At 47.3% G+C, this 25,436-nt stretch carries 21 protein-coding genes and 3 tRNA genes; 13 read left to right on the plus strand and 11 right to left on the minus strand.

Translation table 11 applies throughout. The features are described from left to right. The first annotated feature begins 21 nt into the window (after positions 1–21). The 6 genes from pgl to ACJJIR_RS04265 all read left to right on the plus strand — a co-directional run bounded on the left by pgl (position 22) and on the right by ACJJIR_RS04265 (position 10,206). Positions 22–732, plus strand: a complete 711-nt coding sequence (pgl, locus tag ACJJIR_RS04240; protein ID WP_444907443.1) for a 6-phosphogluconolactonase — start codon at positions 22–24, stop codon at positions 730–732. Between the two features lie 21 nt (positions 733–753). After that, entirely contained in the window at positions 754–1,380 is a 627-nt protein-coding gene (gene eda, locus ACJJIR_RS04245) for a bifunctional 4-hydroxy-2-oxoglutarate aldolase/2-dehydro-3-deoxy-phosphogluconate aldolase (protein ID WP_444907444.1), read from the plus strand. A gap of 75 nt (positions 1,381–1,455) precedes the next feature. Next, positions 1,456–2,490: a type I glyceraldehyde-3-phosphate dehydrogenase gene (gap, locus tag ACJJIR_RS04250; RefSeq protein WP_444907445.1), complete on the plus strand. Its 1,035-nt coding sequence runs from the start codon at positions 1,456–1,458 to the stop codon at positions 2,488–2,490. A gap of 117 nt (positions 2,491–2,607) precedes the next feature. Next, positions 2,608–4,044, plus strand: coding sequence for a pyruvate kinase (gene pyk / locus ACJJIR_RS04255; protein WP_444907446.1), 1,437 nt, complete (start codon positions 2,608–2,610; stop codon positions 4,042–4,044). Between the two features lie 868 nt (positions 4,045–4,912). After that, positions 4,913–9,814 carry an RHS repeat-associated core domain-containing protein gene (locus ACJJIR_RS04260; protein WP_444907447.1) on the plus strand — a complete coding sequence of 1,634 codons (4,902 nt, stop codon included), beginning with the start codon at positions 4,913–4,915 and terminating at the stop codon, positions 9,812–9,814. After that, a complete protein-coding gene (locus ACJJIR_RS04265) occupies positions 9,814–10,206 on the plus strand; it encodes a hypothetical protein (RefSeq protein WP_444907448.1) in 393 nt (130 codons plus the stop codon). Before ACJJIR_RS04260 ends, ACJJIR_RS04265 begins: the two co-directional genes overlap by 1 nt. A 979-nt stretch (positions 10,207–11,185) precedes the next feature. On the opposite strand, the gene ACJJIR_RS04270 is transcribed toward ACJJIR_RS04265, so the two are convergent. Both ACJJIR_RS04270 and ACJJIR_RS04275 read right to left on the minus strand, forming a co-directional pair. Then, a complete protein-coding gene (locus ACJJIR_RS04270) occupies positions 11,186–11,380 on the minus strand; it encodes a hypothetical protein (RefSeq protein WP_444907449.1) in 195 nt (64 codons plus the stop codon). Positions 11,381–11,503: 123 nt separating this feature from the next. Next, on the minus strand, positions 11,504–11,662 hold the full coding sequence (locus ACJJIR_RS04275; RefSeq protein WP_444907450.1) for an IS4 family transposase: 159 nt from the start codon (positions 11,660–11,662) through the stop codon (positions 11,504–11,506). An 808-nt stretch (positions 11,663–12,470) separates the two neighbouring features. Between ACJJIR_RS04275 and ACJJIR_RS04280 the strand changes: the two genes are divergently transcribed. From ACJJIR_RS04280 to ACJJIR_RS04290, 3 genes are all read left to right on the plus strand, one after another. After that, on the plus strand, positions 12,471–13,022 hold the full coding sequence (locus tag ACJJIR_RS04280) for a putative adhesin (protein WP_444907451.1): 552 nt from the start codon (positions 12,471–12,473) through the stop codon (positions 13,020–13,022). 561 nt (positions 13,023–13,583) lie between these two features. After that, on the plus strand, positions 13,584–14,498 hold the full coding sequence (locus tag ACJJIR_RS04285; RefSeq protein ID WP_444907452.1) for a zinc metalloprotease: 915 nt from the start codon (positions 13,584–13,586) through the stop codon (positions 14,496–14,498). A gap of 33 nt (positions 14,499–14,531) precedes the next feature. Next, positions 14,532–14,933 (plus strand): hypothetical protein, encoded by a 402-nt coding sequence (locus ACJJIR_RS04290; protein WP_444907453.1) that lies wholly within the window; start codon positions 14,532–14,534, stop codon positions 14,931–14,933. A 78-nt stretch (positions 14,934–15,011) separates the two neighbouring features. Here ACJJIR_RS04290 and ACJJIR_RS04295 read toward each other — a convergent pair whose 3' ends face one another. The 3 genes from ACJJIR_RS04295 to ACJJIR_RS04305 all read right to left on the minus strand — a co-directional run bounded on the left by ACJJIR_RS04295 (position 15,012) and on the right by ACJJIR_RS04305 (position 17,900). Further along, entirely contained in the window at positions 15,012–15,875 is an 864-nt protein-coding gene (locus tag ACJJIR_RS04295) for a DUF4396 domain-containing protein (RefSeq protein ID WP_444907454.1), read from the minus strand. 47 nt (positions 15,876–15,922) lie between these two features. Then, on the minus strand, positions 15,923–16,522 hold the full coding sequence (locus ACJJIR_RS04300) for a class I SAM-dependent methyltransferase (protein WP_444907455.1): 600 nt from the start codon (positions 16,520–16,522) through the stop codon (positions 15,923–15,925). A 364-nt stretch (positions 16,523–16,886) separates the two neighbouring features. Continuing rightward, positions 16,887–17,900 (minus strand): Vgb family protein, encoded by a 1,014-nt coding sequence (locus ACJJIR_RS04305; protein WP_444907456.1) that lies wholly within the window; start codon positions 17,898–17,900, stop codon positions 16,887–16,889. A gap of 409 nt (positions 17,901–18,309) precedes the next feature. On the opposite strand from ACJJIR_RS04305, the gene ACJJIR_RS04310 reads away from it, so the two are divergent. Both ACJJIR_RS04310 and ACJJIR_RS04315 read left to right on the plus strand, forming a co-directional pair. After that, positions 18,310–19,491 (plus strand): MFS transporter, encoded by a 1,182-nt coding sequence (locus ACJJIR_RS04310; RefSeq protein WP_444907457.1) that lies wholly within the window; start codon positions 18,310–18,312, stop codon positions 19,489–19,491. A gap of 197 nt (positions 19,492–19,688) precedes the next feature. Next, positions 19,689–19,763, plus strand: a tRNA-Cys gene (locus ACJJIR_RS04315). Between the two features lie 81 nt (positions 19,764–19,844). On the opposite strand, the gene ACJJIR_RS04320 is transcribed toward ACJJIR_RS04315, so the two are convergent. After that, the gene (locus ACJJIR_RS04320; RefSeq protein ID WP_444907458.1) at positions 19,845–20,405 is read right to left on the minus strand and encodes a disulfide bond formation protein B; all 561 of its coding nucleotides are present in this window, start codon (positions 20,403–20,405) and stop codon (positions 19,845–19,847) included. 10 nt (positions 20,406–20,415) lie between these two features. After that, positions 20,416–20,571 carry a DUF5993 family protein gene (locus ACJJIR_RS04325; RefSeq protein ID WP_444896318.1) on the minus strand — a complete coding sequence of 52 codons (156 nt, stop codon included), beginning with the start codon at positions 20,569–20,571 and terminating at the stop codon, positions 20,416–20,418. A 426-nt stretch (positions 20,572–20,997) separates the two neighbouring features. On the opposite strand from ACJJIR_RS04325, the gene ACJJIR_RS04330 reads away from it, so the two are divergent. Together ACJJIR_RS04330 and ACJJIR_RS04335 are read left to right on the plus strand one after the other, a co-directional pair. Next, positions 20,998–21,705 (plus strand): SapC family protein, encoded by a 708-nt coding sequence (locus ACJJIR_RS04330; protein WP_444907459.1) that lies wholly within the window; start codon positions 20,998–21,000, stop codon positions 21,703–21,705. Positions 21,706–21,844: 139 nt separating this feature from the next. Next, entirely contained in the window at positions 21,845–22,927 is a 1,083-nt protein-coding gene (locus tag ACJJIR_RS04335; RefSeq protein WP_444907460.1) for a sulfite exporter TauE/SafE family protein, read from the plus strand. Positions 22,928–23,046: 119 nt separating this feature from the next. On the opposite strand, the gene ACJJIR_RS04340 is transcribed toward ACJJIR_RS04335, so the two are convergent. The 4 genes from ACJJIR_RS04340 to ychF all read right to left on the minus strand — a co-directional run bounded on the left by ACJJIR_RS04340 (position 23,047) and on the right by ychF (position 25,433). Next, positions 23,047–23,121, minus strand: a tRNA-Gln gene (locus ACJJIR_RS04340). 39 nt (positions 23,122–23,160) lie between these two features. After that, positions 23,161–23,237: transfer RNA gene (locus ACJJIR_RS04345), tRNA-Met, on the minus strand. 92 nt (positions 23,238–23,329) lie between these two features. Next, positions 23,330–24,283 carry a DMT family transporter gene (locus tag ACJJIR_RS04350; protein WP_444907461.1) on the minus strand — a complete coding sequence of 318 codons (954 nt, stop codon included), beginning with the start codon at positions 24,281–24,283 and terminating at the stop codon, positions 23,330–23,332. 58 nt (positions 24,284–24,341) lie between these two features. Further along, positions 24,342–25,433, minus strand: coding sequence for a redox-regulated ATPase YchF (gene ychF / locus ACJJIR_RS04355; RefSeq protein WP_413663075.1), 1,092 nt, complete (start codon positions 25,431–25,433; stop codon positions 24,342–24,344). Positions 25,434–25,436: the final 3 nt, after the last annotated feature.

The following is a 25,436-nucleotide window of genomic DNA, read 5'->3' on the forward strand; positions in this document are numbered from 1 at the left end:
CTAAGAGAAATGGAAGAATCCATGGCTGAAGAAAAATTTTTCCAAGATCGCGAGCGCCTGGTGCAGGCTCTAGCCCACGATTGTGCTTGTGAACTGCAAAAAGGTATTAAAGAAAAAAATCACGCAAGTTTCCTGGTATCTGGCGGCAGTACGCCGGAACCAGTTTATCGCGAGCTATCCAAACGCCCGCTTCCGTGGTCACAAATTACAGCTGCTCTCGTTGATGAGCGCTGGGTAGAAAAAACCGAAAGCGGTAGTAACGCAGCTTTCATTGAAACGTCGCTCTTACAGAACTTTGGCGCTGAAGCCAATTTCCTGGGTATGAAAAACTCACATGCAACAGCCGCTGAAGGTGAAGAGGCCTGTGAGCGCGCATATAGCGAGTTGCAGAAACCGTTTGATGTTTGTCTGCTGGGTATGGGCAGTGACGGCCACACCGCATCACTATTCCCCCATGCACAGGGCTTGCAGGATGCACTAAATCCTGAATCACAAAAGTTGTGCAAGGCAATTACTGCTAATCAAAGTGAAGTTACCGGCTCCAATACCGAGCGTATGACTTTGACCCTGAGTGCAATTTTGCAAGCGCGCAATATCAAGTTATTGATCACTGGCGAAGAGAAGCTAAAAGTTTATCGCGAGGCGTTGCTCGGCAGTGATGAGTTGGAAATGCCGGTGCGCAGTATTCTTAAGCAGGGGCTGAAACCAGTCACTGTTTACTGGGCGCCTTAACGAAAGATTTGGAATTATCTGATGCAGAAAAATATCGCCGAGATTTTGCAGGTAGCTGGCGTTGTCCCAGTACTGGTTGTAGATAAAGTTGAAGATGCCCTCCCTCTTGCCGGCGCTTTGATTGAAGGTGGCCTGAAAGTACTTGAGGTAACCCTGCGCACTGAGGCAGCTCTGGAAGTTGTTGAACAAATTGCAAAACACCTGCCGGAAGCCCATGTGGGAACTGGCACGGTGCTCAATGGTGATGATCTGCGTCGCTCTATCGAAGCCGGCGCTAGCTTTATGGTGAGCCCCGGCGCAACCGACCGCTTACTGGATGTTGCTGAAGGCAGTGAAGTACCGCTGCTGCCTGGTGCTGCCAGTGTTTCAGAAGTGATGCGCCTCTACGAGCGTGGTTATCGCTACCAGAAATTTTTCCCAGCCCAGGCGGCAGGGGGAGTGCCAATGTTGAAATCCATTGGCGGTCCGCTACAGGACGTTCGCTTTTGTCCCACCGGTGGTATAGGGCCTCAAAATGCCCCGGACTTTCTGGCTCTGAACAATGTGGTTTGTGTCGGTGGTTCCTGGATGGCGAGCAGCACTCTGGTTCGTGAAAAGAACTGGGCAGAGATTACTCGTCTGGCAAAACAAGCTGCGGAATTGAAATAACACACACTCGGTATGGTGCTCTCGCAAGCGGGTGCCACTTGAAAAACCAGAAGCATATAAAGAGGGTAAAGCGAGATGAAAATTAAAATTGCCATTAATGGTTACGGTCGTATCGGTAGAAATGTCACCCGAGCTATCTATGAATCAGGCTACAGCGATCGTGTTCAATTGGTTGCGATTAATGATCTCGCTCCGGTAGCTTCTAATGCTCACCTGACTCGCTTCGATACTATTCACGGTCGCTTTGGTACAGACGTCAAAGTCGATGGTGATGCTCTGGTTATTGGTGGTGATCGAGTTCAGGTTTGCCAGGAGCGCGATCCTTCTAAATTGCCTTGGAAGCAATTGGGTGTGGATTTAGTCCTGGAGTGTACTGGCCGCTTTACCGATCGCGCTTCCTCTTCTGCCCATATTGAAGCCGGTGCCGCTGCAGTGCTGATTTCTGCACCCTCAAAAGATGCGGATCTCACAGTTGTTTACGGTGTAAACGACAGCAATCTCACTGCGGATCACCGTGTGGTATCCAATGCATCCTGCACTACCAATTGTCTGGCACCTGTAGCTCAAGCACTGCATCGTGAATTGGGTATTGAGCGCGGCTTTATGACCACCGTGCATGCCTATACCAATGACCAGAATACCCAAGATGCAGTACACGCAGATATTTATCGTGCCCGTGCGGCGGCGGATAATATGATCCCTACCAAAACAGGTGCGGCTGCAGCGGTAGGTTTGGTATTGCCTGAGTTAAAAGGTCGCCTCGATGGTATGGCCGTCCGTGTACCGGTAAGCAATGTGTCTCTGGTGGACTGCCAGTTTATTGCCGGCCGTGACACCACCGCCGAAGAAGTTAACCGCATTATGCAGGAAGCTGCTCAGGCCAGTGGCGGTGTACTGACTTACTGCGATCAGCCCTTGGTATCTGTGGACTTCAATCACACCAGTGCCTCCAGTCACTTTGATGCGAATCACACCCGTGTGAATGGTAACTTGGTGAAGGTCATGGCTTGGTATGACAACGAGTGGGGCTTCTCCCACCGCATGTTGGATACCAGTTTGGCGATGGCTGAAACGCTTCAGTTGAACCAGCCTGTTGCTGAATCCGCCTGATTCCCCTCATTTACCATATTTTGGTAATTCAATTACTGAGGGCCATTAAATGGACATAGAATTCCTGTTTGATAGCCCTCTGAACCTCCTTCTCAAATTATTAGATGACGGGATCTTATGATTCGCCATACAAAAATCGTAGCAACCTTAGGCCCGGGTACGGACAAGCCTCGCGTAATCGATGAAATGATTCGCGCTGGGGTGAACGTTGTACGTCTGAACTTTTCTCACGGATCGGCAGAGGATCACCGACGCCGTGTTACAGAAGTGCGCAACGCCGCCGAAGCGCAGGGAAAAATTGTTGCGGTTTTGGGGGACTTGCAGGGCCCTAAAATCCGCATTGCCCGTTTTGCCAAGGGCAGTGTACAACTGGAAAACAATGACGAATTTACCCTCGACCTGGATTGCCCGGTTGAAGGGGGAGATGAACACCGCGTTGGAGTGGATTATCCAAGCCTGATCAGCGACTGCCAGTCCGGCAATATCCTGCTGTTGGATGATGGCAAGATTCGCCTTGAAGTAACCGGCACTACGCCAAGCAAGCTCTATTGCCGAGTTTTACAAGGCGGTAAGCTGTCGAATAACAAGGGTATCAACTTGTTGGGCGGGGGCCTGTCTGCACCGGCACTGACAGAAAAAGACTACCGGGATATCAAGCTGGCAGCAGATCTCGAAGTGGATTTCCTCGCGGTCAGTTTTCCGCGCTGTGCGGAAGACCTGGATACGGCTCGCAAAGCCATGGCAGAGGCTGGCAGCCAAGCGGCGATCGTTGCCAAAGTTGAAAGGGCCGAAGCTGTTGCCGATGATGAGCAAATGGACAGCCTAATCCTGGCTTCCGATGCGATTATGGTAGCTCGAGGTGACCTGGGGGTAGAGATCGGTGATCCAGCTCTGGTCGGGGTACAAAAAAAACTGATCAACCGCGCAAATGCTCTCAATCGCGCCGTAATCACTGCGACACAAATGATGGAGTCGATGATTACCAGCCCGACTCCCACCCGTGCCGAGGTGATGGATGTTGCCAATGCGGTGCTGGACGGTACCGATGCAGTTATGCTGTCGGCGGAAACAGCAGCGGGCGATTACCCGGTTGCCGCTGTGGAATCTATGAGTGAAGTGATTATCGGCGCTGAACAGTATTTGGGCAGTGTTCCCTATACTGCAGAGGACCACGGTTCTTCAGCTTTAATCGATACTGTGATTGCCCAAGCGGCGATTGATGTTGCAACGCGAGTGGAGAATCTCTGTGCTGTAGCCGCACTGACCGAGTCAGGCCGCACACCGAGAATGATGTCCCGTGCAAATACTCGCTTGCCGATCTATGCACTAACCCGGCATCCTAAGATCGCGCGCCAGCTGATGCTGTTACGGGGAGTAGAGACAGTGAGCTTTGATCCGGCTTCAGTTCCCCTGGGACATTTAACCGAAGCGGTTATCGAGGTATTAAGCTCTAGAATCGATTTGCAGAAAGGGCAGCGGGTACTGATTACCCAGGGGGAGCGCCTCAATATGGGTGGGCATACCAACTCCATGCGGATCAAAGAGATCGAATAGACTTTCTAAAAAGGCCCAGGCACCTGATCATGAGGTTACTGGGCCTACCTCAACCCATACCGCGCTTTAATTGCAGTTCCAGGCAATCCAGTCTGCTGACTTCCCCCGTTCACCCTGCTTGTAACTGGGATATCCTTGTGATGAATGTCACAATTTTAAAGATCCAATTTCGCAGCCTGCCAAAAGCTATTCAATTAGTTACTTTTATCAATTACGGAATATTGATACTCGCTGTAGAGAAATTATCCAATTACGGTAAACAAATGAATAATAATTGTTCATAGGATTTGTATTACGGGATATTTTTTTAATACACGGGTACTATTTTTATTGGTTTATCAAAAATTAATCGACGATAACTTTGGCTCGGTTTTGTGTTATCGAAGTTTTAATTTCTGCTACCGAAAGCTTCGCCACTCAGCTTAACACTTGCTATCTACCGTATTTACCTAATTTGCGGTAACCTCGCGAAGTAGATCTCAGTCCCATGTTTTATTTGGCGCCACCTAGATTCTTAATTTCTTAAGAGTGAAAAGGAAGATAAGAATCTAGTCGTTAGTATTCTTCTAGCACAGCAGCCCTTAAGCTCCCTTTTTTGGATAGAGAATGTTCTTCTCAGCGGCTTCGTTGTGTAATGGCGTGGTATTGGCTGGTCTTGCGATTTCGATTTTAATCGACGCCGACAAAGCTCGGAGGAATCACCAGTTGAAGTCTGGTTGACTTCAGCTTAAGGGTATTTTGCTCGAAAAATAGACGGAATCGAAAACTTACCGGAGTTCTTTGGGGGTTCCCTAATGTTCGCGGGTGAGAATTAACTGAATTAGGTCCCCACTAGGTCCAGATAGGCGTAAGTGTTTAAAGGATTATCATGCAGCTACGTGTTGAAAATAAGCAAGGCATCCAGTACGAAGTGAGAGTAGGGTGGACGTACCCGCTGGGGATCCCTATGCAGGTCGATGCCGGCCACTTGCTTTCGATGTTCGACGATGCGGTTATTGAGAAAATTTACCAGCACTTTTTCAGCCTGGGAGGTAGCTCCTGCAATTTGCTCAGTACCAGTATTCAAGCGGGTACCTCGGGCACAATCTTCCTGGGGCCCCTATCTGAGCCGCCCGGCCATTTGTCCTCTTCTGAACGAGAGATTTATCGCGCTTTAATCCAGAATCGTCTGATTATTGAAGAAGCTCCAACAGCAGCTACCGTAATTGCTGACAAACAGGCTGAGTTGATTGCCAAGATTCGTATTGGCCTACAGCAAATTATTGCCCAGGAGAGGGCAGAAGCGGCCCAAATCCAGCAGCAGCATGGGAAGCGCTCAACGCTGGAAAAAGTGGGTGCCTATATTGAAAGTGGCGCGACCGGTTTTGGCAATGCCGCCTGGGGCTTGGCGGTATGGACAAAAGATGTGCTTGAAGTGGCGCAAATGCTGAATCCCATGCGCCAGTCTCAAAGGCTGGGTGTTGCCACAGCAAATTACTTCTGGAATGACAAGAGCTTTACAGAATCTGGCCAGGAATACGTCACAGACTTACAAAAAGAAGTGGTGGATGTACTCGGTTTTGACCCTTCAAAGATCACGAAACAGCAACTGGATTTGGCATTTGACGTTGCTCAAATTATTTATGATGATCCGGCTCTGCGCGAGATTATTTTCCGCTTTGCCCAGGATTATGTAAAAGCACAGCACAGTCTGGAAATTACCGAAACAGCCGGCGGTGGTGCCTTTGAAATTATCCTCACTATCGTCCTAGCGGCGATTACGGGGGGCGTTGGCGCCGCTGTAGCTATGGCTAAAAATGCGCGCTTGCTGAAGTCCTTTAAAAATGTCGGCGAGCTGATGTTGGACTTGGCCAAACTGAAGAAGCAGCAACAGCTAGTTTCCAAGAAAAAGGGTGGCAACGCTAAAGGAGGGGAAAGTGCTAACTTCTCCGATTTGAGTTCCTCTGAAGCGGCGGCTCCGCCAGCCAGTTCTGGTGGCTCAGGGGCCAGCAGCACTGCCTCAAATTCCAATCAAAGCAATAGTGGTTCCAATAATAATTCAAGTGAGTCGCAAGGTAGCCAAGCGAATAATAGCAACGAGCCGGACAATACCAATAGCGACACCGGGGAAAACCAGAACGGTGACACCTCCCAGTGCAATGCCAGTGCCTGTGAAGGTGGTGAACCGATCAACTTAAAAACAGGTGAAGAGCGTCTGACTTTGGTGGATACGGTGCTGGATGGCCCGCTGCCACTAACTCTGGCGCGAACTTACCGCAGCAGTAACGCCAGGGATTTCGGTTTGGGCCACGGCTGGACCCACACGTTGAATGAGCGCCTGGTATGGCGTCCAGGCAAAGCGGTACAGTTTCATGATGCCGAGGGCCGGGTAATTAGCTTACTTGCACCGGGTAATAGCGGCCGCAGCCACAATGTGGTGGAAAATTTATCGTTAACTCGCGTTAACGATGAGCACTGGGTTGTAACTCCCTACGGAGCCCAAAATGGTGTGCAAAAACACTTCAAGGCGACAGGTACTAAAGGGGCTCTAAAACTCTCTGAAATCCGCGATGGCTACGGTAATTATTACCTCTTCCACTATATTGATGAGCGCCTGATTTGTATCGAGAGCAGCCTCGGTGAAGCTCTGCATATCAGCCCGCCCGAAGGACAGTCCAATAGCCTGCGTATTGGCGAGTTAAAGAAAGAAACTCGCGATGGTCGCATTAAAATACTGGCTCAGTACGAATACAGTGATGAAGGTGATCTGATAAAAGCCACCGATGCGGATGGCTACAGTGAGCAATATGAATATCACCAACATGTTATTTCCAAGCGCATCCTAAAAACCGGTTACCGCTTTTACTTTGAATGGGATAAAGAAGGCCCATCTGCCCGTTGCGTACGCCAATGGGGTGATGCTATCGACGGGCAGGCTACCTACAACTACAAATTTGCCTGGGATGAGGATGGCCACGGCGTTACCGTAACGGATACTCGTGGGGGACAGGAACGTTACCGCTTTAATGATCGCGCCCTACCGATTTATCACCGCGCTCCTGAAGGTGCAGAGACCCTCTACAGCTACAACGATCTGGGCCAAGTTACCAAAGTACAATTGCCCAGCGATGATGGCAGTCGGCGAGAAGAACTCTATAAGTATGATGACCAAGGTCGCTTGATACAAAAGACCGATGCCGCCGGCAATAGCCACCGTATCGAATACAATAGTGAAGGCCTGCCAGCCAAAGTCACAGACCCCAGTGGTAACACCTGGCAGCGTGAATACAACCAGAAAGGCCAGATCGTCACCACCAAAGACTCCCTTGGTAGTAGCACCCGATATAGCTATAACCCGGTGGGCTTGATAGGTAGTGTTACAGACCCATTAGGTAATGCCACCCGCTATCTATGGAACCCCGAGGGCAAGCTGGCAGCGGTCAAAGATCCCATGGGCCGTACCCAGCACTATCGCTATGACGATGCCCGTCGTCTGGAAGAAGTGCAGCATGCCCCAGGCCAGATTACTCGCTATGAATACGATGCCCAGGATCGTATCCACGCAGTTATTACCCCAGATGGAGCTAGGACTCAGTACAGCTATAACCCCCAAGGGTTGCTTGCGGAAGTTATGGACTCCGAAGGCCGCAGCACCTGCTACGCCTACGACGGCCTCAGCCAGGTTAAGACACGCACCAACCCGGATGGCTGCCGCCTGGAATACCACTACGACGGCGAGCGCAACCTGGTGGGCCTCACCAACGAAAATGGTGAGCGGTACCAGCTCAAATACGACCTGAACGAACGCCTGATTGAAGAAGTGGGCTTCGACGGACGTGTAACTCGCTACGCCTATAACCGCGCCGGGCACCTGATCAGTTCCAGGGCAGTCACGGATGCTGATACCGGCAAAGGTGTGGACACCATCTTTGAACGCGACCCCTTTGGCCGCCTGTTGGAAGAAGTCACCCCGGATGGTGTAACCAATTTTCGCTATAACCGCAGTGGCCAGTTAATCGAAGCGGAAAACACCCACCGTAAACTGCGCTGGGAATACGATGCTAATGGCCGTGTAACTGCGGATTGGCAGGGCAAAGATAAACTCACCCATAACTACGATGCCGCAGGCAACCGCATTGCCACCACCTTGCCTGATGGTGAAGTGCTCAACTTCGCCTTTAACCCCGCCGGCCAATTCGAGAGCCTGCACCGCCGCCCAGTAGGCAGCAACACCGATCAGCTGATTACCAATATCAATCATGATGAGCAGGGCAGGGAGAGTCAACGCCAGCACGGTAATGGACTGAAAAGCCAGCGGGACTATGACCCTCAAGGGCGCCTGCAAAAGCTGAGCCTGGGCAAGGCCGGTGGTCCGGTATCAGATCCAACCCAAAGTACAAACTCAATCCTAGAGCGCAGATACCAGTACAACAAAGCCGGCCAGATTGCCAAAATCGAGGACAGTCTACGTGGCACCCGCAGCTACCACTACGACGCTCTGGATCGCCTTACTCAGGTTGATGGGCCCAACCCCGAATATTTTGTGCACGACCCTGCCCACAATATTCTGGCCGCCGCTAGATCAGAAGATGAAGCCAAACAGCAGGCCAGTGCCACTCAAGTCAAGGGCAATCGCCTAGCCTTCCGTGGCGATACTCACTATCGCTACGATATCCACGGCAACCGTATCGCCGAGCTGCGTGGTAAAGGACAGAAGCTTCAAACTCGCTACCAGTACAACAGTCGCCAGCAGTTGGTGCGTGTTGAAAAGCTCAAGGTAGAAGAGGAGGTAGAACAGCTTCAACAAGGAATTCACTACCAGTACGATCCGCTCGGCCGTCGCATTGTTAAATCCACTAACAGTGAACAAACCAGCTTCCTCTGGGACGGTGATGTTCTGCTTCGTGAAAACAAGACTGATATCCACACCCAGCAGGACCTGAATACCCGCACCTACTACTTTGAGCCGAGTACTTTTAAACCGGTTGCGCTAAAGGAAGATGAGCAGGTTTACCATTACCACCTGGATCATCTGGGAACTCCTGATACTCTTACCAATCAGGAGGGTGAAGTGGTATGGAGCGTTGCTTATAAAAGCTATGGCAATATTGCTTTGGCCCATAAAAACCAGGTAGAGCAACCGATTCGCTTCCAGGGGCAGTACTTCGATGAGGAGACCGGGCTGCACTACAATCGGTTTAGGTATTATGATCCAGAGGTTGGGGAGTTTACTCAGCAGGATCCGATTGGGTTACTGGGTGGGTCGAATAATTACCAGTATGTTCCTAACCCTGTAACTTGGATTGATCCATTCGGGTTGACTTGTAAAGAAATACCGGAAAACTATGATTTGCTTACCGGTGAGTATATAGATCCAGTCAATAAGGTTCAAAAAAATCACAATGAACCAATCGTAACTTATCGTGGGGATGCTCGTGAGCCAGAAGTTATTTTTGAGGAAGGCTTCCAACCTAGGGGAACCAATACAGATCTTCAAAATTATGCTGCTACAAATACCCCCAGTATTTATGTGAGTACCTCTACAGACCCAGCGGTAGCAATTGAATTTGCTACTAACTATGGAACCAGAAGTGGAACGGTCTATTCGGTAAGAACTTCGAATGGAATAGATGTAAATGAAACTTTGGGTAGCAAATCTCCATTTCCTGAAGAGCAAGAAATTGCCGTCCCGGGTGGTGTTTTAGGCGACCAAGTTTTAGGGGCGACACCTGTGAATCCTGATGGGTCTTACGTAGGATATACGATACTTAATCCAAAGGTTTATAAATAATGGAAACCAAATCTGTCAAAGCAAAAATTAAAGGAAAACTTTTTTTTGCCGATTTTTATTATACGGCGAGCTCTCCTTGGAGATTAAAGATAGAGGTCCCCCAGATTTTTAATTTTTCAGTAGAGGCCGAAGATTTGTTTGAGGCGTTTAAGTTGGCTAGAGATGAGGCAGATAATATAGGTTTAAGGTTTGTTTGTAATGGATCAAGAAAAAACGTTTATCCCTCTCCAATGTCAAGAGATATGAGTGGTGGTATTGTCGCTTACGAATTGACTATGGGGCAACAGGCTCTCAGAAAAGATGTTGTTAGAATTTTTGATGAGACAGATGAAGAACTTTCAAGTACAACTGACCAAGAGAAATATTATAAGGATTGGCTAGCCTCCTTATGAAGCTGTGTTTCTAGATAACCAACGAAAAATCAAACAGATACGTTAAACAGTCGGCAGTTAGCAGCAATGAAGCTCTCATTGCGACTTTAACTCATGAAGCTTATGAGGTTGATTTTTTTCTGGACACCCACACTTTGAAAAAGAGTTCTGACTTTGTTATCAGTACTATAACTAATATAATTTCTAATCGATTTAGCACTTAGGTATAATGAAATACCGAAAATGTAATACTTGAGACGCATCCCACGTGGTTTTGGATAAAAGCGGGAAGAGGTAGTATCAAGAGATTGAATTGAAATTAGCAGTGTATAGTGGAAAGTAAGTGCCGACAGTCGCTGATGCCGTGTACCCAGCGCTTATTGAGCTGGGTACAGGCTTGCTGCACGCACCCTCTCGACTGATCCTACCAAGCCTTTAAAGCGACTTTCAAAGTTTCGATTGAAGTATAGCCAGTATTTTGGTGGGATATTCAGGCTCTTGGAGATGGGTGGAGTGTTTTCGGCAATACAACCCCGTTTTCTGGGATCAAAATTTCGGCCACTCCAGTCCACCTACTCCAAATAATAATCTAACTGAAAGGGCAGCCCTTCTGGCCTGTTCAGACGCTCGTTGCCTGTGAATTTCAGAAGCACTTTAGGTTATCGACCTGAGATTGCTGCGCGAATACGTTGTTGAACCGAAGTGTGGTCAGACTCTTCTGGGGCTTTCGGCAGGGATAGGGTTGAGATCGATATAGGCTATACAGGCGGTAATAGCTCTTGATACGACCTTTCCAGAAATAGCCTGTACAGTTATCTTCAGCGGGCGATAGATTCGTTTAAACAGCGCATAAACCAGCTGATATTCGTTAAGTGTTCCCGCTATTGGGACAAGAATTCTTTTAGTCTGTTTACTTCAGCGTGATTGAGGCTATCGCCTTGAATATAGCGCTGGGCAAAGCTAGAGGCTTTGAAGAGCTTTTGCCAACGAGTAATTACCTCTACGACCACTTATCATCACATTCTGTGTCGATGTATAGCATTGTGTGGTAGTGATTACTTATTACCGCATAGGCAGCAATATCTAGCGCAAACGCCTCGACCAACTTATGCATATGGCTTTCAATCCATTCGTGCCGATGCTCGTAATCTTTTCCGGATTCAGCATCTCTGACACAAAGAAATGCACGCAGCACACAGATGGCAACACTTAAAGATAGAAAAGTATCAGGAAGGAAAAACTTGTAACCTGAATTTGACCTGATGAGGCACCTTTTTAAAAGCTGATAACTGTCATAACAAGTCTGAACTACTACATTTTATACAGCCCCTTTAAGTCGATTTAAAGTCTCCGCTGCCTCCAAGTAATAAAGCAGTTTAGTGTGTCCCTGCCAAACAGTTTTGATGCCAGGCTCACCACCGCTTCTTCGCCCTAGAAAGCCTCCAGTTTCTACCTGCATACGATTTATATCTCTCATATTTGGAGGTCAATTTGGTGAGGAATTTTTATCCATGCCATATGCCACTCTTTTCAGAGTAGATATTCGTCCACAGCTCATCAATTCATTCTTTTCAGCTTAAAATAGTAATCCAACTGAGAGGGTGGGTTGTCAAGCTGTTCAAGTCTTAGTCGTCTGTGAGAGATTTCTCTCTAGTATATTTGTAAAAAAATAACTCTGTATTTCATATGGTGTTACTTATGTTAGCAATCTAGGCTTTTGTAGCTTATTGGTCTCTCTTCCTAGAGCAATGATGAGAGATGGTATACCTTTCATCTCAAATTTTAACCAAAAAAATTTAAATAAAGAGTTTGCTAGGTGTGCTTGACTGTATGATGGTTGCAATAGTCAATAATGTTGTCTTTTATCTGTAATAGAACTTTTTTTCATGCGAAATTGAGTCTCAGTTTCTCTAAGGTTACATAACCATTTTTTGTGAGATTGTTCATCAGGTTTTAAATCCATTTAATCCTGATTTGAAATGTGGATGAAAAATTCCTCAATTGAGATTTTGTGGTTTTTTTTGTGTTTTGTATGACGCTTGTTTCGCAGGCCATAGTTTTTTTACTTGTCTTGATTACGGTTTTGCTCGAATGAGAGGGTGGTAATGAAGATTGGATTTAAGTCGCTTAAATAGATTTTATTTTCGTTGATCTAATTTTATTTATCTGTAACCATTAAAAGCAGGTGGGTTTTATTTGAAAAGAATAATCTTAAATTTGTGACCGCATCTTGATGGTGTGGTCAAAAAAATAGATTCTCCAACCTTTGATCGATAAGGAATGTGATGAAAACTGTTCAGTTTGGAAAAGTGATAATTCATAAAAAAGAACAAGCCAGTGGTAATGAGGCGATCCTTTACGCACATGGTTCATTTGATAACGGCTCTTTTGGTAAGGCTGAATTGCCAGAGAATTTGGCTCTATACTTCTACTCATTTCATGGTTCGGCGTCTTCTGATCATGCAGTCAGGAGTTTGACAAAAACAGGTAAGCCTGCCAATGAGGAAAATAGTAAAGAAAAATTTGGAACTTTAGAGTTCCTAAATATGGGGTCAGGAAAAGTTCACTCGATAGCTGGTGGTGGTGCGAGTGTTTATAATTATAATCTCTCATATAATGAAAAAAGCCCTGGTCATGTGGATAATATTAAGAAGGCTTGGCAGAGTGGTCTTCATGATCATGATTTGATTTTGGTTGAAGAGGGGGCCCATATTCATTTAGATGATGTTCTAAAAGTTATTACTGAAAATAAGCTAGGTTATAACAAGCTTCACTTTACCGCCTGTCGCTCGCCGAGCAGTGGAAATGATCTTAGCTCTCAAAAACAGTGGGGTTAATTTAGGGTAGAGTGTTCACTCTAGTTTAAAAACTGTAGAACTTATAAAGGCCGCTTACCTCCATGGCCACAGAAGGTAAGTGGCCTTTGTTATTTGTGATTGGCCTTTTGAATTAGGTGCTCTAGTGGCTGGAATATCTTTTTATTGTTAACCCCAGTTGGCGCGAGCTGTTTTTGCGATGATGTATCATAAAAATATAACTGCCCGCTTTGTTGGAATAAAATTCGGTATTTTTTATTGGAATTTTACCTGTCAGTAATTTCAGATTTCTCAATTTTTTGTTCGTATTTTTAAGTGAGTCGCACCTTGTGTTTTTCGTGAATAAATTTCATATGTAACTAATTTCAGAGAGGAATGTATCTGCATTTTGTTTTTTTTTTTTGGGGGTTTTTATTTTTTTATATTTACATTTTTCTTGTTGAACGTTACGCCTTATTAAAGAGTTTGATGTCATTATCATCAATTTAAGAATTGGTGCTATTGACAAAAGTTTATGGAAGCGTGGAAAGTTGGCGGGCTCTTATGGGAGTGTAAATAAATAATAAAATTAAGGCTTAGGTTATGAGAAAGACTGTTTCCAATATCTCGATAAAAACTGCTCTATCATTGTGCGTGCTTGCGTCATCAACTATAGGTTTTGCTCAAAGTGTTTCTTCGATTGAGGCTGCCAACAATAGCGTTGGGCTGAAGCGCTGCGGTACAGACCACCCATCAGTTCAGGAAGCTGCATTAAAAGAGCAGCATTTTTCTACTCTGCGTGGTATATCAAGTGATAGAAGTGTGGCGCACACATTGCGCCCCGCAGGTTCTGTAGAAGTTGATGTTTACTTTCATGTAATTACTGACACTGCTAATAATGGAGCGCTTTCTAATAGTGAGATTAATGCGCAAATGGATGTATTGAATGATGCTTACGCAAATACTCCATTTACCTTTAATTTAGTTACAGCCACTGTTACAGCAAATAATTCTTGGTATAACGTTGGTTACAATTCTTCGGCTGAGCAGTCAATGAAATCTTCCTTGCGAGTTGGCGATGCCGGGGATTTGAATATCTATGTAGCTGAAATTAGTGATGGCCTACTTGGGTGGGCTACATTCCCAAGTAGTTACTCCTCTGATCCACTTGATGACGGCGTGGTAATTTTAACTGGTTCTGTGCCTGGAGGTGATGCTGCGCCCTACAATGAGGGGGACACTTTAACTCACGAGGTTGGCCACTGGTTGGGTCTTTATCACACATTCCAAGGAGGATGTTTTGGCCGGGGGGACTACGTCTCAGATACCCCTGCGGAGAGATCGGCTGCTTATGGCTGCCCTGTTGGTCGGGATACCTGTACCAGGGGAAGAAATGCTGAAGGGGAAGATCCGGTAACTAACTTTATGGATTACACTGACGACAGTTGTATGTACGAGTTCACTGAAGGTCAAGCCACTCGCGCGGATGAACAAAGCGCGACTTATCGTGGTCTTTAATGGTTAAGGGGGGCTTGCCCCCCTTCTTTAATTATGAATAAAGAACATTATTTATTTTTAGTGCTGAGCTTATTTGTTTTTGCTAGCCCGAATCTTTTGGCTCAAAGGCTAGCTGTTCCAGAGTACGTAACTTGTGATCGAAACCAATTAACTTCATGGCAGGGGGAGATTACAAAACTTGTGCGGGTGAAAGATGGAGTTAAGCTTTGGGTTGCTACTGACCATGGAACAAATGAGTTTCTAAACCTGACTATGGCAAATTGGAAGGAGGTTCTCGGGCAGTTCCGCATCCATGGCTGTTCTTTTCATTCCAGCGATTGGGAAAAACTCATTGATACTAAGGGGAAGCTTAAGGTTGGCATAAAAGCGATTGTTTGGTTATGTAATACTGAAGGAGTAAGCCCGGTAATCAATTGGCAGCCACCCTCAGGGTGAAATCTTACTATAGGCGGAGAAAGAAATTTTTTGAATCTTATGCTTAAGCGATTATTTTGAGTGCATAAAGTTCTGAGATCAAAAGTATATTGGTGTGATTTTATCTGTGACATAAATTGCAAGAAAAAGAGCTATAAAAGTGCCCATTATCCATATACTCGATTCCATTAAAGATAAAGAATACATCTCCATTTTAGGCGTTTCTGCTTGTGAGATAGCCTGGATGTGCGGTGCTGAATTTGAGGCGCATTCATGAGAGCAATGACCAAAATTGGGCGCGACTCCATCTTTTCCCGGGAGGGTCATACAGCCATGTTTTAAGTGATTTTTTACCAGCCAATAGTTAATAGGGTAAGCAATGATGCCCCCAACAATGGTTGCCAAGCTCATACGAAACCAAAAGGTAGCATTTGTTGGGTCTTCAGAATTTGGCCATATGGAAGTCAGTATTACCATAGCGGGTATCATGCCAGCCATAACTATATTCATAGATACAGTTTCAGCAAAGAAAGTTTTACCCACTGCTTTTAAGTAGTTTCCCTGATACATACTTCGCATCATCAATGCCTGAAAAATAAACAAACCACAAACAAAGCCAGCCAAGTACTCAATTATGGAATCCCATCCATTGGTGAGGCCCAGTGTGGGTACAATAGATGCTGCGATAAGGATCCCAGTTGCATCACCTGCAAGACAATGCATTTCGCTATTTACACTTTGCTTCCATGTCGCTCGAGTGAATTGATCGTGGCCGCCTGGAAAGGGGCGGCGACAGGTGAGCAGGTAGAAGATTAAGCCGATAACACCGGTATAAAGAATCACTAATATCCAAGCCAGGCGCTGAACCCAGCTGGTTGGCGCATTAGTGATTGAGTCCCAAATAACAAAAACTAGGCTGAGACCGGTAAGAATAAACCAAACAAGCATTGCTCCGGTTAACATATAGGCTACCCATGATTGAGGGGGCGGGGTCCGTGTATATAAAATAATTATATCTTCTGAGCAATCAAGTAGGCGTGTAATTCTGACGGTTGATCGTACTCCAGATGTCTACAAATACAACCAGATGAAATAAGGAGTTGTACAAATTTATTTGTGCCTAAGGTGGAGTAATATAATTTCGGTCCCATCGCATCATTCGTATGATAGTCCTCTTTATCTGTTCCACCAAAGGAAAATAATAGAACGCCTTCCTTGTTTAAGTAAGACGCTAGATTCCTTATTGTTTCCTCTTGTTTTTCAATTGGTATATGCCAGATGCTATCCCACGCACTTATAAAGTCATATTTTCTTGTGGCTTTCCACTTACATATATCCTCTAGATAGAAGTTGACATTAGGGTGCTTATCCCTGGCGATCTCTATCATTTTCTCAGAAACATCAATTCCCTCGGGAGAAAATCCTTCAGTTAGCAGAAGCTCGATATGCCTTCCTGTGCAGCCACACCCTACATCTAGTGCGGAGCCTCTATTTTTTACAAAGCCAAGTGCCCGCTTATACTGGCTAATACCGTTGTTCCTGTTGAACTCTTTACGTTCCCATAGATGTGTGATGGTATCGTATGCTATCCCGGTTTGTTTCGGTTCCATAATTGTAAATTCTGTTTATGAGTTTTATTTAATGATTGCTGCACGCTTTTTGTTTTGTAGATTCGTTAGAGTTTGATTTATTTGAGGCGAATACTTCAACACCTATAATTATAACGGTCGCCACGAGTATCCACACGAGCCACTTTATGCCATTTTAAGCTAGTGTAACTTGTAGTGGGTTGCCAATAAGGTGATCCATCAATGCTTGCCTCATTAGGGCGCCGTGAATGGCTGTTAGTAGAGCTGAAAAAATTAGAATTCTAAATGGAAGTCTGTATTTGAATAGTTTGTCCTGTATCAGGATATATAGAGCTATTGCAGTGACGCCATACATCGATTGATATCAATAGAGCTATATATACTTCTATTTTGGTATTCCCTGGTCGATAAATCCAGAATCAACACCAAACCAAAAGCTTCCATCCATATTGTTAAAATACATATATCTTATATTTCCACCACTTGGAACTGGGGTCTTGCTTGTAAATTTCTCTTTTTCTGTGTTAAAGGAAAAAATGATATTTGGAATCTCTCCAGTATCAGCGAGCCAAAGTTGGTTATTGTTGTCCAGTGCTGTTCCGTAGGGGCGTGGATTCTTACTGGGTAGCTTCCACTCTTTAAACTCCTTGGTCGTCGGAGTATAACGCCCCAAATAGCCTTCTGGATAATCAACGTACCAAATATTGCCGGTAGGATCGATTTCCAGTCTGCGAGGGCGAGCATTTGGGCGTGGCAGGTTAACCTCATTTATGGTCATGGTTTTTGCGTCTACGCGAGCTAACTTATTGGTGCCGAATAGCGCTACCCAGGGGTTTCCCTGGGCATCAATCTTAATACCATAGGGGCGGGCATTAGGGGTTGTTGGGGTGACACTTAGAACTTTGCCACTCTGTACATTTAGCAGGCCTATGCGGTTACTTTGCTGGGCTGTGAACCAGATATTTCCCTCTCGATTGAAGACTAGCGTATGTGGGTCTTTGATACCTTCAGGCATTGGATATTGTTTAATTTGTCCATTATTGGTGTCTAATCGCCCAATATGCGCATTTCGATTACCTGCATACCAAACAATATCGTTTGAATTCACAATCAGGTTATGAGGGTGAGTACCTTCAGGTATTTCATACTGCTTAAACTCTTCAGAGGTGGGTGTAAACTTCCCGATGTAGTTACCCGCTTGTCCACAGAACCAGACGTTACCTCTACTGTCTACATGCGGGTCTCTGGGGAGTCCCTCCCAGGGCACCTTCCATTCGTTTAATTTAAGTTTGTCAGGTAAGTTATCTTCTTGAGCAACGGCGTCCACCAGTAGAAAAGGGAGTGTGGTAAATAGCATGACTAAAGTAAGATGATAAATTCGCCAGGAATGAATACGCATTTTTCTCTCCAAGAGTTATCTATGTCGGTAATCAGCCATGCTGTGGTGTAAGGCGCCTAGCTATATAGCAGTTAAAGCATAGGTGAGTTTAGATTAGAATTGTCTGATTCTAGTCGTTATAGATAGTCAACTAAGCTTCCTCATCTCATTCAAAATACATGATCAGCGGGAATTTATACACAAGTAGATTGCTTGCTACTTTTCCAATTGGTACGTCTTGTTCACCAATTTCTCGGGCAGTTGAGCAAGTGGTTGGTCGGTGTTACCACTATTTAATGGTTTAATTAGTATTTGATTTATGAGCTGCAATATTCTCGATGAAAAGAGATATTTATCGGTACTATTTATATGATTTTACAGTTGGATATTGAGGGCGTATATTGCGGGCCTTAGCTATAGGAGGTCATTTATGCTACAACGTCTTCGCCGGCCTGAAATTCTTTTGCTTATTCTGCCAGCTTCGATGCCGCTCTCATTTGCTGTTTGGAATACGCTACTTAATAACTTTGTCATTGAAAAGGCAGCATTTACCGGTGCAGATATTGGTTTGTTGCAAAGTGTGCGTGAGATACCTGGCTTTTTAGCCTTCCTGGTAGTCTTTGTTTTGCTTTTTGTCAGGGAGCAGAGGCTGGCGATAATCTCCCTAGTAGCAACTGGCCTTGGAGTGATGCTAACGGGGCTGTATCCATCATTGACCGGGTTGTTACTCACTACACTTTTAATGTCTACCGGATTTCATTTTTATGAGACCTTGCAGACTTCCCTGGCACTCCAGTGGTTTCCCAAACAAACAGCAGCAGTTTGGATGGGGCGCATGGCTGCCGCAGGTTCCTTTGCTGCGCTTCTGGCTTATGGTTTGGTGTGGGGTTTAATGAACTTCGCAGGTTTGGATTATTCCTGGGTTTATCTAATTGGTGGTGGCATGACAATAGTCATTGCCTTAGGAGCCTGGGTCCTTTTCCCTCAGTTTGCTCAGCCCCACAGCCAGCATAAGAAGCTTATTCTGCGAAAACGCTATTGGCTCTATTATGCGCTCACGATGATGAGTGGGGCTCGCAGGCAAATCTTTATAGTATTCGCTGGTTTTTTGATGGTGGAGAAATTTGGATACAGCGTGGGGGAGGTTGCTGCTCTCTATACGGTAAACCATTTACTTAATTTGTATATCGCACCGAAGATCGGACAGTTTATCGTTCGGTTTGGCGAGCGCCGTATCCTCACTTTGGAATATGTTGGCCTGATACTGGTATTTGCGGGTTATGCGCTGGTAGAAAGTGCTGCGCTGGCAGCGGCATTATATATTGTTGACCATTTATTCTTTTCTATGGCAATTGCGATTAAAACCTACTTCCAGAAGATAGTCGACGAGCGGGATATCGCGGCTTCGGCTGGAGTCAGCTTTACTATCAATCATATTGCCGCAGTGGTTATCCCTGTAGTATTTGGCTTGCTGTGGCTTGTCTCTCCGCCAATGGTATTCTTTGCCGGGTCTTTAATGGCCTTAATTTCTCTTGGGTTGGCACAGCTGGTTCCAGAGCAGCCGTTGCCCGGTAATGAGGTTAGGGTTGGGCAGTATTCTGAGGCTACCTAGAAAGAGTTGAAATGGGGTTTTTGTTACATTATCCTTGGCGGCAAATTAAACAAGACTGTTTACTATGAAATACGCGCAAGAACTTCTTTCTATATGTTGCTGCCAGGCAACCTGCGTGCTTCTGTAAATTTATTCGGAAGCGTTTTTTGCTTCCGGAGAGTCAAAGAACCCGGAGCGGAAGCGCCGGGTTTTTTTATGGCCAGGTGGCAGAGAGGAAATGCGACGGTCTGCAACACCGTTTTTCACCGGTTCGAATCCGGTCCTGGCCTCCATCTATTCTGTTGATCTATGGATATATGCTTGGCAAGCTGTCTTTTGTATAGCCATACCCCTTTTCTTTTCTCAGCTTGCTTTTAAATTCCGTCGATAGCGCCAAAGAGCCAATATTTGTCTGGATTATCCGGGCAGGCAGTAGGTCCACACTCTGCGAAAGTTATAAATATATTAAGTGCGGTAATTGAAAATGCAGCCACTATGGCTGTTTTTCCGAGAGCTCCCTGATCGCGGAAACTGATAAATATGGGTTTTCCATATTGCTTATCAAATGCACCGATAATCGCGATGCCAATAATTGTCATGTAGAAGATAATTAGTGCCCAGGTGTAATAGTGATATCCCATTAATGGATCGCCATAACCTGGTGTTCCGGGAATAACATGTAGGCTGACTTGGCGCAATGCGGTAGCGGCGCCAAATAGCGCTGACAGTGTAGCCAGGCTGTAGTGTAGAGGGCGGTTGCCATAGAGTACATTTAGCATCAGGCCAAATAAGACTCCTGTGAGCCCAATTCGTTGAAGTAAACAGAGAGGGCAAGGCATTTCTCCATTCACTAATTGAAAGTACTCTGCGGCGACGAGTACGGCACATACGGCAAGTATGCCCAGTGCATTAAGCTCTCGAAATATTTGCCCCATTCACCCTCCCTTACAAGGCTAAGTTGAGATTGTCGCCGGTGTGATAGCCCAGCCAGGCGATGCTTGATATCAAGGCAAAAATGAATGTTGCGGTTGCTAGGGTGTGGTAATTCTTCACGGCTAGAGACATTGCTAGGAGGTAAAAAATGAATAGTAGGCTCATCATAGTGAGGCGCCCCTCGGTTTTTGCATCGAACTCACTCCAACCACTTTCAATCGTATAAAAAAGCACCACTTGTTACGATAGCTGTAGAGGTGGGGGAGGGGTGATACAGGTAATGCGCTACCTGTCATGGTTGGCTAGCTAATACTCGATTCGTTGAGTTTGAAGGTTGCCCGGTCATTTTAAGGGGGGAGTAGTGAATTTAATTGGTGCGATAGTCTTGAATAGTATTAACCTAATCAAATAAATTTGTCTTTAGGTTAATGTTGGTGGACTTTGTTTGCCAGTTGGGCTTCTTCCCTGTTTAATGCTGGCTTTGGTTTCCGGCGACTGTCGGGAAGCACTTGTCATCGTAGATGCGTAGAAGAGTGGTACGTTAGGGTATCTCTGAAAATTTAGTAACTATAAAAGTAGCTAGGAGTTGTACTTATGGCACAGATCAAAGCTTTGGACAAAAAGGCACATGCCAACCTGAAACTCACCCAAGACATTACTTTTGACCATGTAAGCGGTAATCACATTTTGCCGCTGGTGGTTCAGGAAATCGTACAGGCAGCCCAGAGCTACCCGATCCTGTTCGTTAAAGACCAGAATACTGACCAGTTTAAAGTTGTGGCGCTTACCGGTCTGCGCCCCGGTGAAAACCTGTTCTCTGGCGCTGATGGCTGGAATGGCAGCTACATTCCTGTACAAGTGCGCACTTACCCGTTTGTTTTGGTGAAGAATCCAGACAACGCTGATCAGGCTGTTCTGTGCATCGACGAAGACTCCAAGATGCTGAGCGACTCTGAAGGTGAAGCGCTGTTCGATGGGGAAGGCGAGCAAACTGACTTCCTGAAGAATCGCGCTCAGGCAGTGGTTGAAACTGCACAGCGTGTTGCAGTGACTGAGTCTTTTATCGAGTTCCTGGTCTCCAAGGACTTGCTGACCCAGAAGAAGCTGACTTTGCGTGTTAGCGAAGATGACAAGCCTTACGATCTGACAGGTTTCTTTGTTATCGATGAAGAGAAGCTTAACAAGCTTTCTGATGAAGACTTCCTGGAACTGCGTAAACGTGGCGCCCTGCCGGCAATCTACGCCTCTATGATGTCCTCTATGCAGGTTCAAAACCTGATTCGCAAGAAGCGCTTGAACTAATCGCGCTTTGCCCGGCAGCTGCGGCTGTCGGGCGACCCTCCTGACCGGAATAGGCGAACTAGCCAAATCTTGTCTTGATCCCATCTCACACTCGTACCACTATTGTCTCCCTCTGACGCTTTAGCTCACAAATAATAAGATGAAAAACGTGGCGCGATTCTCTCTTCGCTATTGGCTCGCTTGGTTGGTTCTGTTTTACGGTGTTTGGTTGTTCCTGATTTTACAGGGCGAGAACCTAGCCCTGGCGCTCGAGCATTGGTCTATGGCGATGGCGATGGCGCTGGGTAGCTATGCCGCAGGTTCTACGCCGATGGGCGGCGGGACAGTTGGGTTTCCCGTGTTGGTGCTGTTTTTTGATATGCCGGCAAGTCTGGGTCGCGACTTTAGTTTTGCGGTTCAGTCGATAGGTATGGTCAGTGCCAGCTTGTTTATTCTCTGCCGGCGCCAGCAGTTGGCCTGGTCGATGTTGCGGGGGGCGCTGCTGGGCTCTCTTCTGGCGACTCCCGCCGGTATCCTACTGTTTGCCCCTCTGATACCCGAACTCTGGGTGAAGCTTTCCTTTGCCGTCCTCTGGGGCAGTTTTGGCATTTTTCATTTGTATCGCCTCAGCGAAATTACTGATTGTGAGCACGCGGGGGACCCTCAGTGCCCAACAGATTTTCGTGTCGGCTTGCTATTGGGCGCTTTTGCCGGCTTTTGCGTGGTGGCAGTTACCGGTGTGGGTGTGGACATGCTGGTGTATGCGGCTCTTGTGTTGTTGAGCAGGGTGGATCTCAAGGTGGCGATCCCTACATCCGTGGTGATCATGGCATTTTGTTCGGTACTCGGAGTAATAGTGAAGTCGCTGGCGGGAGATTGGCAGCCTGGGGTGTTTGGGAATTGGCTGGCGGCAGCACCGGTAGTGGCCCTTGGGGCGCCCCTGGGCGTTTTTGTCGTTAGCTTGCTGGGACGCAAGCCGACCCTGTTGATTGTGGCCTTCCTGTGCGTTGTGCAGCTTGTGTGGACTTGTATGTCCGAGAGTGAGGCTATGAAGGGATATGGCGGTCTGCTAGTGCTGCTGGCATTGCTGTGCTGCCTGGCGGGGTTCGAGTGGCTGCGAGCCCTGGGTTTGCGCAGGGAACAAGTGCGAACGCCTGTAGCAACTTCAGGAACTGCTGACCTGGAGCCCGATAGCGCCGAAGTGACAGTTATGGAAGCTAATGGTGTGGTGCTGCCGGAGTAGTTGATTTTTGGATTGCGTTCGCCGGACGAACTCTGGCGAACTATTCGCAGAATCAGATAAAAAACGGTTGGGGTTTTGATTGCTGCCCAGACTTGGGCCTGCTAGATAATTTGGGAAGATGGCTGGGGCGGAAGGATTCGAACCTTCGCATGACGGGATCAAAACCCGCTGCCTTACCGCTTGGCTACGCCCCAGTTTCAAGTTTCACAAAGAATAGTCTCTGTGATTTGAAATGGTAGCAAGGGGGAGACTCGAACTCCCGACCTCAGCATTATGAGTGCTGCGCTCTAACCGGCTGAGCTACCTTGCCATTTCTTTTGTTGTCTCGGCTGTCCCGAGGGCGCGCATTATTAAACGATGGGCCGGGGGTGTCAACACTTTTTTTGTATTCTTTTCAGATAGTTAGCGATTTTTTTCATCTGATGCCCGGGACTGCTCAGAACCGCGCCTGGAACTGATTGCGGCGAGGGCGGAACCGAGTACTACGGCGCCGGCGCCGGCCCAGCTGATCCAGTTGAGCGGCTCAACTGCAATATAGTTGGGCCAGATAGAGCTGATCAGCGTACTGAGCAATAGGGTGATGACTGGCACCAATGACAGGGTTGCGCTGACACTGGATGCCTCCCAGTGCGCTAGTGCCTTGCTAAAAGCCCCATAGGCGATCAGCGTATTGGCGGTGAGAAACGCTAAAAGCGCCCACTCGAGCCAGCCCAGGTGGGAAACCTTCATTGGCTCCGCCATGGGCAGGAAGAACAGGGTCCCTGCGATATAAATTACTACCAGTAGATCCTGGGGTGTTGCGCGGCTCAATATTGTTTTCTGGAAAAAGCCGTAAATCGCCCAAGTGACAGCGGCGATCAGGATATAGCCGAGCCCCAGCAGGTATTCGCCGCCGGCGCCACTGGTCAGCTCTTCCAGGCGCTGGTTAAAAAATAGCAGCAGCCCAACTACTACCAGTACCACGCCGCTCCACTGACGCGGCGAGAAGCTCTCTCCCAGCCAAAGCACGCTGGATATCAGCAGAAGCAGGGGGGCCAGCTGGATCACAACCTGGGCAGCACCAGGGGTAATGTAATTGAGCCCACTGGCGTAGGCGAGGTAGTTCACAAGAAGGCCGGCAACAGCGAGGAAGGTGAAAAGCAGCAAGCCGCGACTGAATAGGGGCTTGAGCTGTAATTTACGCGCTTGTCCGTAGTAGACACCCGCTAACAGTGCTGCACCGGCGAAGCGATACCAGGTGGCGGTACCGGGACTGATGTATTCGAGAAGCCCTTTGAGAGCGATGGGCAGGGTTGCCCACATAAATACGGTAATCAGTGCCAGGGGCAGGCCGACTTTCCAGTTTGATTGAGCCATGGAATTTACACGGGTGGGCGCGCCTCCCCGGGGTGGGGAGGCAAAAAAGGAGAGGCGGTTAGACGTTAAAGCGGAAGTGGATTACGTCGCCGTCGGCGACAATGTAGTCCTTGCCTTCCAGGCGCCATTTACCAGCGTCTTTAGCACCGGCCTCACCGTTGTTGTCAATGTAATCGCTGTAGCTGATCACTTCTGCGCGAATAAAACCCTTTTCAAAATCGGTGTGGATTTTACCGGCAGCGTTGGGAGCGGTAGCGCCCAGTGGAATGGTCCAGGCGCGAACTTCCTTCACGCCAGCGGTGAAATAGGTGTGCAGGCCCAGCAGTTGGTAGCCGGCGCGGATCACGCGGTTCAGCCCCGGCTCTTCCATACCCAGCTCTTCCAGGAACTCCTGCTTTTCTTCGTCGTCCAGCTCGGCAATTTCCGCTTCGAGTTTGTTGCAGATAGGTACCAGTACCGCGTTCTCTTCAGCGGCGATGGCAGCTACAGCATCCAGGTGCGGATTGTTCTCGAAGCCATCTTCGTCCACGTTGGCGATATACATGGTGGGCTTGATAGTGAGCAGGCTCAGTTCGCGCAGGTCTGCCAGTTCGTCTTCTGAAAGCTCGAAAGAGCGCAGCGGCTTGGCTTCATCCAGGTGTGGCTGGATTTTTTCCAGCAGCGCTTTCATCTTGATCGCGTGCTTGTCCTGCCCCTTGGCGGCACGGGTAAAGCGCTGTAGGGCCTTTTCCACAGTGTCCAGGTCGGCCAGGGCTAACTCGGTGTTGATTACCTCGATATCCGCTACCGGGTGTACCTGGTTGGCGACGTGGATAACGTTATCGTCTTCGAAGCAGCGAACAACGTGGGCGATAGCGTCGGTCTCGCGGATATTGGCGAGGAACTTGTTACCCAGCCCTTCCCCCTTGGAGGCGCCTGCAACCAGGCCGGCGATATCGGTAAATTCCATGGTGGTGGGAATTACCTTTTCCGGTTTGACGATCTCAGCCAGCTTGTCGATGCGGGGATCTGGTACCGGCACGACACCGGCATTGGGCTCGATGGTACAGAAGGGGAAGTTTTCCGCATCGATACCCGCTTTGGTTAATGCGTTGAATAGGGTGGATTTGCCCACATTAGGTAGGCCGACAATACCGCAAGTAAAACCCATGGT

It is taken from the genome of Microbulbifer maximicatervae (SeqCode) (genome assembly GCF_052467385.1).